Here is a 12913-nt window from a genome sequence, read left to right on the forward strand (position 1 = left end):
AAAGGCTGGGTTCTACCCCGCATAGCCACTCAGGTGATCCGACCTCGCTGTTTTTTTGAACAAACAAGCTGAATCCCTGATGAATAGCCCCTGACAAGCGCGGCCCGCCCCTGTATAGTTCGCCGCATTCAGGTTTTCCATCGGCCCGATCTGCTTATCCACGGGATCGCCTTCTGCAGCGATCTAAGGCCGCATGACCTGTGCAACCATCCCTGATTACCCATGACTTTTTAAGGGGGGACAGATGATCACCGCCTACATTCTCAATAACAAGGTGCTGGACATAGTCACGCTCGGGCCTGACGACATAGTACCTGACAACACGGTCTGGCTGGATGCCTATAAGCCGGACACGGCAGAGCGAGAATGGTTGACGGGCCTGTTCCTGGAAGAGGTCCCCGACAAGGAAGAGCTCGACGACATCGAAGCATCCGCCCGTTTTTACTGGGATACCGATGGTCTGCACATTCACTCCCTGTTTCCCCAGCGGATCGGTCGTGACACCAAGGGTGTCCACGTCTCCTTTACCCTGCGCAACAACCTGCTGATCAGCATTCGTGAAGATGACATCGGGCTGGTGCGCCTGCTGCGCCACTATATGCGCCAGGATCGGCTGGAGGTGGAGGATGCCCTCGACATCCTGCTGGAAGTGCAAAACCTCAAGGTGGAGTACCTCTCCGACCTTATCGAAGATGGTTACAAGACCTTGGAAAACACCGCCGATCAGATCTTCGAGCCGGATCAGATCAACCCCATGCTGAAAGAGTTGATGGCACAGGAAGAGGCCAACGGCCAGATCCGTCTCTCTCTGCACGATACCCGCCGCGCCCTGCGCTTCCTCAAACGCAGCCTGCGCCAGCGCATGAGCCTTGAGCAGAACAAGTGGATCGACGAGATGCTGCACGACGTGGAATCCCTGTTGCCCCACACCCAGTTCCTGTTCGACAAGATCAACTTCCAGCTGGAGGCCTCCATGGGGGTGACCAATCTGGAGCAGAACAAGGTGATCAAGATCTTCTCGGTAGCCGCCGTGATCTTCCTGCCGCCGACCCTGATCGCCAGTATCTACGGCATGAACTTCGGCCGCATGCCGGAGCTCGCTTGGGAGTATGGTTATCCCATGTCACTGGTGCTGATGGTGATGTCATCGCTCGGCACCGGCCTCTTCTTCAAGCGCAAAGGCTGGCTGTAACGCCGCCGACGCGCGCTGCGATATCTGAAGAAACCGATTGGGGGGCATGGCCCCCCGATTAATTTGCGCCACGCCCAACGCCTTGCAAAGGGCGCTTCGTCGCCCCATATCCCCTTCATCACTCAATTCAAGTGGATAACGGGCAACCATGACCCTCTACCCCGAACACCGATATGACGATCACGGCCAGTTGCGCCCGCCCCTCTGGTTCTGGCCCATCGCCCTGTTGCTGACCCGCTCGGTCTGGCTCTTTTTGATGGCAGGGGTCACCCGCGAGCGCGGCAGCGAGATCCTGACCCTCTTCTATCCAGACAAGATCACCCTCTACATCAGCCTGCTGACCGACGTGCCCGCCATCCTGGCGTTGCTCGCCTGCGGCGGCACCTATCAGCAGACCCAGAGCATTCGCGCCAGACTCCGGCGCCACAGCCCGCTGCTGCTGCTCTGCTCTGCCGTCAGCGGCCTGCTGATGCAGTTGCACAGCCTCAATCTGCAGAAGTGGTCATTCAGCTGGCCCACCGCACTGGTGCTGGTCGCCAGCCTCTGGGCGCTCTGGTATCTGCTGCGCAGTCGCCAACTGCGGGAATATGCCGCAGATCAGCCCCACTGACGGGGCTGACACCTATTGACGAGTGACCCGGATCTGCAGAGTCTGGCGCTCGCTCTGGCTGCCTCGCCCCCCCTGTAGCTGGGTACCGAGGCTGCTCCCCTGATCCGCTGAGCTGGTCGAGAGCTCCCCCACCGTCAGCCACTGGCCCGGGGCCCCGCTCACCTCGGTGGCACTCTGCCCACGATTGATGGTGCCCTGATCCAGCCTCGCCTGTTCACTGCTCAGCGCAATCTGCACCCGATCGCCAATCAAGGTGGCCGTGGCATAGAGGCCGTTCACCAGCGGCATCATCCCCACCACGGCCCCCCCGTTCCATTGGTAGAAAGTCACCGGTTGATAGGAGCCCATCTGCAGCAGCACGGGACGGCCCGACAGCCCGCGCACCTGCCAGCTGTCGTTCTGGCTGCGCTGGTACTGCTGTGCGCTGCCATCGAGCAACCACTGCCGCTTGGCCTCGTCGCGACTGATTGAGCCCCCCAGTTGCTGACCGCTGGCGGCACCATCGACCCGCCACTCGATAAGCAGACTTTGCGGTGGCTGGTTGATCTGCGCCAGCGTGGCTTCGGCCTCCTGCAGCTGGGCTGGCGTCCCGCTCAGCACCAGCTGATTACCCATGGCGCTGACCCCAAGCTGGGGATAGATCTCCTTGAGGGTCTGCACCGCCGCCTGCGCCTCGAATACCGGGATCACCTTTACCTCGGCCCACAGCGACGGGCTCCAGAGTCCCATCATGCAGCCAAGCCAAAACAGCGCCCTGCGGCCAACCTTGCCCATCCGAACCATTACGCTCTCCTCGTTCTCTTTGCTCTTCTCGCTCTCTGTTCTCTTCTCTCTGCTCAGTGCCCGAAGCAACAGCTCAGCCCTATTCCGTTCACCCGTCGATGATGAACCCGGCGGTTGCCAAAAAACAGTCGGGAATGCAGCAACTCCGTGATTTCCCACGGTATGAGGCTCTCATTCCACGCCCGTTATCGCGTAAGATAGCGCCATCATAGTTGCCCAAGCGGAATCCATCATGTTGAAACAGCTGTTGTTACTCCCTCTCGCCCTGCTGCTGGGAGCCTGCTCCCTGACCCAGTACAACGTCAGCGAGGCCGAAATCAACCAGTACCTCAAAGATCAGGTCTCTTTTGAAAAACAGCTGGGGATCCCCGGCATCATGTCGAGCAAGATCCGTCTGGATGAGATGCAGAGCCGTATCGGCCGCAAACAAGCAGATCGCATCGAGCTGGATGCCGCTGGCGACCTGCAGGTGAGCAGTCCCCTTGGCAGCCAGCAGATGAAGATCCGCTTTGCCCTGAGCGCCCGTCCGGACTATGTGGCCGATCAAGGCGCCATCTATCTGCGCGACCTTGAGCTTGTCTCGGTCAAGACCGAGCCGGCCGATATCGGGGCCGCCCTCACCCCGCTGCTGCCCACCTTCAATCAGTCGCTCTCCCTGTTCCTGTCGCAGACGCCGGTCTACCGCCTCGACAGCAGCCGCAAGAACGAAGCCAGGATCAAGGAGAAGGTCGAAGCCCTCAAGGTAGAGCCGGGCCGTCTGGTCATCCCGTTCAAGCTGCTCTGATCCCCGCAGCGCTGGCACTTTCAGCGCGCTCAACAGATAACCGTCCTATTCGACAGCGCACATCCGGTTTAACGTGCAGCCGAATGGGGCGGTTTTTTACTTCTCAAGTCCCCCTCAACACAGCATAATGCAGACCATTCTCATTTAGATTCGTCATGAGAAGCGTCAATAATAAAACCAATGGTGAGAAGGGACATGAGAAAAACCGTACTGGTTCAGGCGATCGCCTGCGCACTGATCAGCGGCGCCGCACACGCTGCCGTCAAAGTCGAAGACAAGACATTCAATACCGCCGCCAACATGCTGGCCTATACCGAATTCGAGCTCTCCGGTGAGCCGCTGGCCGAAGCGCTGGGGCTGGACCTGGATGTGCTGGATGCCAACCGTGCCGATGAGCCGACCCCGTTCGACTTCGCTGCCGGCATCGAATCCTACGAATACTCCGAAGAGGCGATGTACGCCCTCAACTACCAATCCGGCATGGGTCCTCATCTGGTAAACGGGCCGCAAAACCTGGCCCGAGGCGGCACCATGGCCTCTCTGGGGCAACGGGTGTTGGCCATGGCCGACGCCGTTGGCTTCCCGGCTGATGAAGTGCCGCAGGGCATGTATCCCCTCTCCCTGCCCTACGCCTCCGCCAACCCGGAGTTTGCCCAGGCAGTGAATACCACTCCAGTCAATGGTGACCAGATCACCATCAAGACCGCCAAAGGGACCGAGAAAACCGTCAAGACCCAGGTGCCCGCCTACTTCCGTGACTACAGCACCCTCCGCTGGAGCGGCAGTGACAACCTGCTGGTGCCCGCAGCGGTGGGCGGCATCCTGCTCAAAGAGGTGATGTGGTCGCAGGACTTCCTCGGCGGCATGCACGTGGCCGAGACCGATGAAGAGGTAGAAGCCGCCTCCGCGACCATGGATCAGGATGGCAAGCACAAGCTGGGCGTCTCTGCCGCCGATGGCTTCAACGGCATGATGCTGACCGAGCAATCCATCGACAAGCTAGCCATCATGCAGAACCAGCTCGGCTTCGATGGCAAGCAACTGGGCGCCAAAATCACCCCGCAGTACGATCCGGCCAAGGGCGTGATTTACTTCCCCCATCAGGTGAAAGTGACCGAAACCAGCAACAACGATGCCGGTGCCATCGGCAAGCTGGAGGTGGTGGATGGCTCCGCCCAGCTGCGCGATGCCTGGATGATGCTGTGGCCGCTCTCCGAGTTCTATGCCTTCAGCGATCAGCGCAGCGCCAACACCAACCAGAACCCGGCCTTCCACGCCGTGTTTGACGGTGCGCCGTTTGCCGCCGCACCGGCTGCCAACAAGACCAATGACCTGGGCAAAGCGGTCACGGGCAGCGATGCCTTCTCGCTGGCGATCAATCTCTCAAACCTCACCTTCAAGAACCTGGTAGCCCTGCACTTTGATACCAAGGCTGGCACCCTGGTCGACAGCTGGCAGGCAGGCAAACAGGGCAAGCACGTCACCACCTTTGACGCCGCTTACGCACTGGTCGCCCTGCAGATCTTCCAGCGCGCTCAGGATGCGCTGCCGGTCGGCTACGCCGCCGGTGACAATGGCGAGCTGAACCTCAAGACCAGGCAGGGTCAGCAAGCGCTTGAGCTTATCCGCAAGCAGGCCGATTTCATCCTTGCCAACCTCAAGGGCAAAAATGGTCTGGTGCATGACGGCATCACGCTAGGTGGCAAGCTCGATGCCGGCCACTCCATCGATGCACAGTTCGCAGCCATCCGTGGTCTGACCGCTGCGTTCCTCGCTACCTCCGATGCCAAGTACCGCACCGCTGCCCGCGAGCTGTTTATCGCTGCCGACAAGGCCTACTTCAATGCCAAGGCGGGCACCTGGCTGGCGGGTAAACAGGGTGAATACACTCCCTGGACCCAGGCTGCCATCTCCGGCGCCCTGCGCTCTGCCATGCTGAACCTGCGCAACGAAGGGGCCGAGAAGGCGCCCGAGCTGGAGCTGGCCAAGCTGACCGGTCAGTACGTCAGCTGGTTCCGTGGCACCGTCAACGGTGGCATGCAGATGGCTGAGTGGATCGGTGACTCCGGCGAGAACATCATCGAAGGTGCCGGCAGCGATACCGACGAAGATGGCGTACCGCAAGTGACCGCCGCCGGTGGCAAGCACGGCACCGCCATGGTGATGGCCGCTAAAGCAGTGGTTAGCGAATAATCCTCGCCATTCACCAGCATGAAAAAGGGAGCCAAGTTGGCTCCCTTTGCATTACAGCGTCTGACACAGTTTCAAGGGCCTTCCTCAAGCCAGCTTGTCCAGCATCTCCTTGGTCACCAGCACAATCCCCTGCTCGGAGCGGTAGAAGCGGCGGCTATCCTCATCGGCATTCTCGCCCACCACCAGCCCATCGGGTAGCACACACCCTTTATCCACCACCACCCGGCGCAGACGGCAACCGGCACCAATCTCTACCCCGGGGAAGATGATGGCCTGATCCAAGGTGCAGAAGGAGTGCACCCGCACATTGGTAAAGAGCACCGAGTTGAGCACAAATGACCCACTGACGATGGTACCGCCCGAGAACATGGAGTTGATGGTCATGCCATGCTGACCATTGCGATCCTGCACAAACTTGGCCGGTGGCGTCAGGGTCTGGCTGGTCCAGATGGGCCAGTTCTGATCGTAGATATCGAGCTCGGGCAGCACGGAGGCGAGATCCATGTTCGCTTCCCAGAAGGAGTCCAGCGTACCCACGTCACGCCAGTAGGGCTTTTGCCCCTCGCGCGCCCCGACACAGGACATGTTGAAGGGGTGAGCAAATGCCATCCCCTCCTCCACGATGCGGGGGATCACATCCATCCCGAAGTCGTGTTTGGAGTCCTGATTATGAATATCCTCCTCCAGCAGTTGATAGAGGTACTCCGCCTCGAAGATATAGATCCCCATGGAGGCCAGCGAGCGATCTTCGCAACCCGGCATGGCGGGCGGATTGGCCGGTTTTTCGACGAAGGCGCGGATCTTGCGCTGCTCGTCGATATCCATGATCCCGAAGGCGGATGCCTCAGCCCGCGGCACCTCGATACAAGCCACAGTCACCTTGGCGCCAAGGCGCACATGGTCGAGCAGCATGGCAGCGTAATCCATCTTGTAGATGTGATCCCCCGCCAGCACCACCAGGTATTTGGGGCCGTAGTCACGGATGATATCGACGTTCTGATAGATGGCATCGGCGGTGCCGCGATACCAGTGCACCTCGTCCACCCGTTGCTGGGCAGGGAGCAGGTCGATGAATTCGTTCATCTGGTAACGCAGGAAGGACCAGCCCGATTGCAGGTGACGCAGCAGACTGTGAGACTTGTATTGGGTGACTACACCAACGCGGCGGATCCCCGAGTTGATACAGTTGGAGAGCACAAAATCAATGATCCGGAATTTGCCACCGAAATGGACGGCAGGCTTGGCGCGGTTGTCAGTCAACTGCTTCAGGCGACTACCACGTCCACCCGCCAACACCAGTGCCATACTCTGGTTCAATAATTGTCGTGCTTTGGCACTATTTTCGGGCTCTAACAACATGATTTACCTCTGCCTTGTTTGATCTATTTTCAACTCATCTTCGCCTGTTTCGGCACCTGTGAAAGTGGTTTCACTCACATTTAACCGATCTCAATTGACCCTTTTCACCGAGTTGCGAGGAATAGCATGCTTTGCTCCGCCAGCTTGGTTAAAATTCCCCCACAAAGCAGCCACTTCAAGGATGACAAGATGGTTCACAAGCTCGGACGCACCCTCTTTCTGATCGCCACCATAGTGACCATACCCCTGCTGCTCCTGCAAGCAGTTTGGTTGGCCCTTCAGAGCACACCGCTCACTTTGGCCATTATTCTGGCCACCACACTGCTTGGCATGATCCTGCTGTTGATGCTGGCCATCCGCACCATGGATGGCATGCTCCAGCATCAGGAGCTAACCTGGGTCAAGGCGATCAGGGGGCGGGATCCCTCACAACTCGATGAGCCCGCCTCCCAGGAGGTGCTGCAACAGCTGCTGGAACAGTTCGAAAGCGCCGAGCAGAGCGCTCATCGCCAGCTGACCGAGCTCAGCAACCTGGCCACCACAGACGAGCTGACCCAGCTACTCAACCGCCACGCGTTTCGCCGCGACATGACCGAGTTGCTGCAGCGGGATCAGGACACCCAGACCGCGACCCTGGTGCTGATCCGTGCCACCGAGCTTGGCAAGATCAACGCCCAGCGCGGCTTCCAGTCTGGTGATGCCTACATCAAGGACATGGCGGCCCTTATCAAGCGGGTGGTAAGCCGCTTCCCGGGCAATCAGGTCTACCGCATCTCGGGGGCCGATTTTGCCGTGCTGGTGCAACCGGTGGCCAATATTCCCCCCCATCTGCTGGGGCAGGATTTGAAGGTGGCCTTCGATCACTATCAGGATCAGCACGAGCTGGAGAGCACCGGTTACTCGGGGCTGACCAAGCTCAGCAGCGGCCAGAAAATCGAAGCTGTGCTGGCCAGAGCGGATCTGGCGCTGGCTCGCGCCCAGACTGAAACCATCAACGGCTGGGCCATCCAGCAGGATGACAGCGCCTCCGAGCTACAGGGGCAACACCACTGGCGCGACGTGCTGACCGAAGTGCTGGCGCAGGAGCGCCTCAGCTTTACTTACCAGCCGATCCAGCCCCTGCACCGTAGCATGCTGGCCTACAACGAGATCTACACCCGCTTCAGCGGCAATGACGGCACCGCCCTGCCCACCGACACCCTGTTTGCCATGGCCCAGCGGCTCGATATGGTGATGCGGCTGGAGCAACTGGTCATTACCCACATCATGCGCCAGTACCGGGCCTTTGGTGCCAACCAGAGTCGCTGGGGGATCAACCTCTCCCCCAACCTGCTGCAAAACAGCGCCTTCCTGATCTGGCTGGACCGCCAGCTGCTCAAAGATCCCAATACCAGCGCCAATCTGGTGTTCGAACTGGATGAAGAGCATCTGGAGCGCAACCTGACCGGCGCCAAGCGGGTGTTTGAACTGCTGCGCCGCAACGGCAGTCGCTCGGCCATCGCCAATTTCGGCAAGGGGATCGGTTCCTTTACCCTGTTTCGCGAGCTCAAGCCCGACTACATCAAGCTCGATCCTGCCCTGATCACCGGACTGGAGCAGGATCAGACCAACCAGCAGTTCGTGCGGATGATCGTCGATGTATCACATCGGATGGGGTGTCAGGTGATTGCAGAGGGGGTAGAACAGCTTGGCCAGAAACAGCTGCTGCAGGGGATGTACGTGGATGGCTTGCAGGGCTATCTGATCGCCCGGCCGCAACCGCTGCGACCGGATATCAGCCAGCTGGGGCTCTTTACTGAGGATGCTTCAGCTTCAAAAGGGTCAGAATGATGTCATTGAGCTGGCGATAGCGCTCCAGCTCTTTCTGATCGTACCGGGTCGCCAGGGTGGTGGGGTTGTGGCGGTTCTTGAGGTAACGGTTGATTTGCAGGCGATTGAACCCCGCCACCTGATAGACCTGGCCAAGCAGGGTATTGAGTTCATCGTGCTCCAGACCTGCTCTGGCCAGATAGTCCCCATCGGCGGGACTCTCGGTCTGGTGACTCCACTTGCCAATGCGACCACTCTCCTGCAGATAGCTGAGCCACTGTTCGATATAGAGAGGTTTACACCCCGCCAACAGGTTGAAAAAGCCCACCGCGTCGCAACGACAACCGCTCAGAAGCACGACCGCCAGCTGATCGTCATCGCACTGGAAGGTCACTGGTCCGGCTTGCGCCCAATCCAGGGCCTGCACCCGAATACTGGCCTTCTCACCCGCAGCTCCCGTTACGTCGAATACAAACATGGCGCTCCTCCCTTGGCAAAAGGTTGATGATGGACCATCCCCCTGACAGGTGCAAAGGCAAATCGGCTTTTAACTCATCAATCGGGCTATTCGACCATAAAAAAGACCGGCACCCTCACGGATGCCGGTCTTTGTCCCGATGGCCTGTGCGTTCAGGCCATCAATGGAGGCGCTTTCAGGCGTCCAGTTCAACCAGAGCCTTGGCCAGCTCGATGGGTTCGAGCTCCTGGCCTTCCAGATCGGCGTTCCAATTCGGGCCGACCAGTACATCGTCTTCATCCAGATCGTTGATCCAGATATCGAGAAACTCTTCCAGATCGATCACTTCCGGCTCGTAATCGGCCCACTCATCGACGCAATGCAGACGGGCGTCCTCTTCGGCAGACCAGAGCGGCATCACGTCGGCATCTTCAAATTCGGCGGAGCGGCAGACGACCCAGTCTTCCCCATAGCGCAGACCCCACACCTGACCCGACTCGCGGACTTGTTCGATAAACAGTTGGAAATTGGCGTCAAGGTTGTCGTTAAGCATGCTCATGGGATTCTCTCTTTCTTTCGGGTGCTGCGGCATTGTCGGGCGACAATACGATGGCCAAATGGTGTCGTAAAAGTGACATGGACTCAAGCATATTGGGGTTATTCCGGGAAAAAAGCCGGGATAACTCCCATTTGCCTGCAAAAACGCCTCCCGATGGAGGCGTCTTGCAGATTCAGGAGATCAACGCTCCCAGTAAACCTCTTCCAGGCTGTCCTCTTTCTCCGGCAAACCGCGGGAGAGACGGGGACTGCTCTGGGCCAACACCTCGTAGCTGACGCGGTTGGCGTATTTGCACACCTGGGCCAGTGAGGAGTAAGTCAGGAACTCGGAGATGTGCTTGGCGGAGTTGGGCACATTCATCCGGTGATAGGAGTTGGCCACCATGTCGTGCAGCACGGCGGAAAGGGCGCCATCCCCTGCCCCGTTGGTGTTCTTGATCTTCTCCGGGCCACCCATGTACGGGGAGATGTGGGAGTAGATACGGGCCGGTTTACGGCACTTGGCCCGGGCCATCGGGCGGCTGAACTCATACATGTTGAACTCGGGGATAACGCCCGGCAACAGGGTATGAGTGGTCTCGCGCTTGTAGTCCTCGTCGGTGTAGCTCGCCATATAGAGGCCGATGGGGCCAGCAGTACAGAGCACCATGTCGGCCCAGTCGAGCGCCTTGTCGGCAGCACCGAGCGGATCAGCGATACCGGTCAGGGCTTCACCTTCGTCTTCGTTCATCGCCAGCACGGTCACGTTCTCGGCAATGAAGTCGCGCCACCACTGGGGGTTTTCGTCGATGACGAAACGGGTGCCCAGGGTCAGCACCACGGGAATACCGGCCTCACGGGCATAACGCACCGCGGTCATGGCCGCCTCTTTCATCGGGTCACCATCGTCGCCACGCACCAGATAGGCGGTGATCACCAGGGCAGACGCCCCCTTGATCACATCCTCCGGAATGTGCTGCACATCCAGCTGGTTCATCTTGCCGGCGTTGATACCGAAGCTGCGCTCGCCGCACTCGGTGATGAAGGTGAAGCAACGACCGATGGGGCCATCCACCGGCTGCAGATAGTCCAGATTGACGCGGGAAGAGGTGTTGCACAGATAACGGTAGGCGTAGCAGCCGATGCGAATATCCTGACTCATCACACCCAGCAGGATGGAGTGGGAATCGGCCAGTACCGAGTAGTTGTGTACCGTGTTGCCAATGGTGCCACCGGCAAACTCGCTCACCACCATGTTGTTGGCCTTGAGCTCGTCATAAATGCGTTCTGCCACGTCGTCGTTGATGACGACGGAGTGCCCCTTGCTCAGACCATAACGGGTCAGAAAGTCTTCATCCACATGGGCTTCGATATCAACCAGGGTCTGATCAATCCCGACGACGTAGGCTTTGCCCAGCTCGGTTAACAGGGGATTTTGCGGCACCAAGGGATCGCGTCTGTCGACAGGGAAGTAGTGTTTGGACTTGCGCTGACCGGGAAATTTCATGGCAATGTTCTGTGCTCTGGGGGAAAGAGGGGCGGGATTTTAACACAATCCGCCGCCCCGAAAAGTCGCCCTGTTTAAATAATGGAGTCAGTATAGACAAGGCTTGCAAGGAAAAACGTTTGCCTTTTCACCATATAAAAACCACCCCGCCCGGGGTGGCTCTATAGCATAAAAAAGCGTCGGTTTTCAGGCGGCCGCCATCCCCTGCAACAGGGCCAGCAGCGAGAAGAGGCCGAGGGCTAGCCAGAACAGCAAGGTGCCCAGAAAACGGGGCACATTGGGGGCTTTGGGGATCTGGATGCCAATGGCATGCAGGATGCGGCCGACCAACAGCATGGCGCCACCGGCATGCAGCCAGAGCGCACCGGCACCGGATAGCTCGCACAGCGCCATCAGCAGCAGGGTCAGCGGCACATACTCGGCAAAATTGCCGTGAGCCCGGATCGCCGCCAGCAGCTCGGGAGCTTCCCCCTGCCCTATCATCACCCCGAACTGGGCACGACGTCTGACCACCCAGAAGGAGAGCCCCAGAAACAGCAGCCCCAGCAGACCTGCATAAATCAGCGTGATATGTACCATGACTCGACTCCTTGTTTGACTGACTGCCGGTCACTCATGCCAATTCGCGGCAGATGAGCGAGACCATCATCCTGATATGGGCCTGATCGCTGTTGAGGGCCGGAATATATTCAAACCGCTCGCCACCAGCCTCCATGAAGATCTCCCGGTTCTGTACCTGAATTTCCTCAAGGGTTTCGAGGCAGTCGGCGGCAAAGGCGGGGCAAATTACATCGAGCCGCTTGATGCCCGCAGCTGGCATACCGGCGATGGTCACGTCGGTGTAGGGCTTGAGCCACTCCTCCTTGCCAAAGCGGGACTGGAAGCTGGCCGTCCACTGCCCGGCCTCCAGCCCGAGCGCCTCGGCCAGCAAGCTGGCGGTATGGCGACACTGGTGACCATAGGGGTCCCCTTCGTTCTCGTAGCGCTCGGGAATACCGTGGAACGACATCAGCAGGTGATCGCCCTGACCGTGCTGCTCCCAGTGACGGCGCACGCTCATGGCCAGCGCCTGAATGTATTCGGGATGGGCGTGATAATCACGAATAAGCCGTACCACCGGCAGATTGCGTTCTCTCTTCATCGCCTTGCCCCAGGCATCGAAGACCGAGGCGGTGGTACTGACCGAATATTGCGGATAGAGCGGCAACAGGATCACCCGGTTGACCCCTTTGGCCTTGAGCGCCTGCCAGCCATCATTCACTGACGGGGAACCATAGGTCATCGCCAGTTCCACCGGCACCTCAACCCCCTCCCGCTTGAGCTCCTGCTCCAGTGCGGTGCGCTGCTGCTTGCTTATCACCATCAGCGGCGAGCCCTGCTCGGTCCACACCTGCTGATAGAGCTTGGCCACTTTGGGCGAGCGCGTCGGCAAGATGATGAAGTGGAGCAGCGGACACCAGAGGTAACGGGGCAGGTCCACCACACGGGGATCGTGCAGGAACTGGCTGAGGAACGCTTTGACGGCAGCGGTGGTCGGTGCGGCTGGGGTACCCAGATTGACCAGCAATATTCCGGTTTTCGTGGTCACGTTGGCTTCCTGTCTATCTGTCATTATGCAAAAAGGGCCCGACAGGGCCCTTCTCTTTATTTATCTGATGGCACGGGAAACTGTGCCGGCAGCA

General features: G+C 59.2%; 12 protein-coding genes. 5 read left to right on the forward strand and 7 right to left on the reverse strand.

Annotated features, from left to right (window positions below; genetic code table 11):
* Nucleotides 1-244 precede the first annotated feature (244 nt).
* Nucleotides 245-1192, forward strand: a complete 948-nt coding sequence (corA, locus tag AB5Y67_RS08925; RefSeq protein ID WP_005337059.1) for a magnesium/cobalt transporter CorA — start codon at nucleotides 245-247, stop codon at nucleotides 1190-1192.
* A gap of 148 nt (nucleotides 1193-1340) precedes the next feature.
* On the forward strand, nucleotides 1341-1802 hold the full coding sequence (locus AB5Y67_RS08930; RefSeq protein ID WP_047438295.1) for a DUF2919 domain-containing protein: 462 nt from the start codon (nucleotides 1341-1343) through the stop codon (nucleotides 1800-1802).
* A gap of 12 nt (nucleotides 1803-1814) precedes the next feature.
* Here AB5Y67_RS08930 and AB5Y67_RS08935 read toward each other — a convergent pair whose 3' ends face one another.
* Nucleotides 1815-2534 (reverse strand): hypothetical protein, encoded by a 720-nt coding sequence (locus AB5Y67_RS08935; RefSeq protein WP_234915175.1) that lies wholly within the window; start codon nucleotides 2532-2534, stop codon nucleotides 1815-1817.
* A gap of 283 nt (nucleotides 2535-2817) precedes the next feature.
* Between AB5Y67_RS08935 and AB5Y67_RS08940 the strand changes: the two genes are divergently transcribed.
* Nucleotides 2818-3369, forward strand: coding sequence for a lipoprotein (locus tag AB5Y67_RS08940; RefSeq protein WP_005337065.1), 552 nt, complete (start codon nucleotides 2818-2820; stop codon nucleotides 3367-3369).
* Nucleotides 3370-3564: 195 nt separating this feature from the next.
* Nucleotides 3565-5562 (forward strand): hypothetical protein, encoded by a 1998-nt coding sequence (locus tag AB5Y67_RS08945; protein ID WP_064338133.1) that lies wholly within the window; start codon nucleotides 3565-3567, stop codon nucleotides 5560-5562.
* 84 nt (nucleotides 5563-5646) lie between these two features.
* Here the strand turns inward: AB5Y67_RS08945 and glgC are convergent, their stop codons facing one another.
* A complete protein-coding gene (gene glgC, locus AB5Y67_RS08950; RefSeq protein WP_064338134.1) occupies nucleotides 5647-6921 on the reverse strand; it encodes a glucose-1-phosphate adenylyltransferase in 1275 nt (424 codons plus the stop codon).
* Nucleotides 6922-7110: 189 nt separating this feature from the next.
* Here glgC and AB5Y67_RS08955 point away from each other — a divergent pair, with 189 nt between their 5' ends.
* Nucleotides 7111-8751, forward strand: a complete 1641-nt coding sequence (locus AB5Y67_RS08955; RefSeq protein WP_064338135.1) for an EAL domain-containing protein — start codon at nucleotides 7111-7113, stop codon at nucleotides 8749-8751.
* Here the strand turns inward: AB5Y67_RS08955 and AB5Y67_RS08960 are convergent.
* The 5 genes from AB5Y67_RS08960 to hemH all read right to left on the reverse strand — a co-directional run bounded on the left by AB5Y67_RS08960 (nucleotide 8714) and on the right by hemH (nucleotide 12819).
* Nucleotides 8714-9208 (reverse strand): hypothetical protein, encoded by a 495-nt coding sequence (locus AB5Y67_RS08960; RefSeq protein WP_042055706.1) that lies wholly within the window; start codon nucleotides 9206-9208, stop codon nucleotides 8714-8716. The two genes, AB5Y67_RS08955 and AB5Y67_RS08960, sit on opposite strands and share 38 nt — an antisense overlap.
* 175 nt (nucleotides 9209-9383) lie before the next feature.
* Nucleotides 9384-9746, reverse strand: a complete 363-nt coding sequence (locus tag AB5Y67_RS08965; RefSeq protein WP_005337077.1) for a DUF2750 domain-containing protein — start codon at nucleotides 9744-9746, stop codon at nucleotides 9384-9386.
* A gap of 180 nt (nucleotides 9747-9926) precedes the next feature.
* Nucleotides 9927-11231 carry an inosine/guanosine kinase gene (locus tag AB5Y67_RS08970; protein ID WP_005337079.1) on the reverse strand — a complete coding sequence of 435 codons (1305 nt, stop codon included), beginning with the start codon at nucleotides 11229-11231 and terminating at the stop codon, nucleotides 9927-9929.
* 186 nt (nucleotides 11232-11417) lie between these two features.
* Entirely contained in the window at nucleotides 11418-11810 is a 393-nt protein-coding gene (locus AB5Y67_RS08975) for an MAPEG family protein (RefSeq protein ID WP_064338136.1), read from the reverse strand.
* A gap of 34 nt (nucleotides 11811-11844) precedes the next feature.
* A complete protein-coding gene (hemH, locus tag AB5Y67_RS08980) occupies nucleotides 11845-12819 on the reverse strand; it encodes a ferrochelatase (RefSeq protein WP_064338137.1) in 975 nt (324 codons plus the stop codon).
* Nucleotides 12820-12913 lie beyond the last annotated feature (94 nt).

The sequence above is a fragment of the Aeromonas sp. s12 genome (genome assembly GCF_040907925.1).
In the GTDB taxonomy this organism is placed as follows: domain Bacteria; phylum Pseudomonadota; class Gammaproteobacteria; order Enterobacterales; family Aeromonadaceae; genus Aeromonas; species Aeromonas veronii.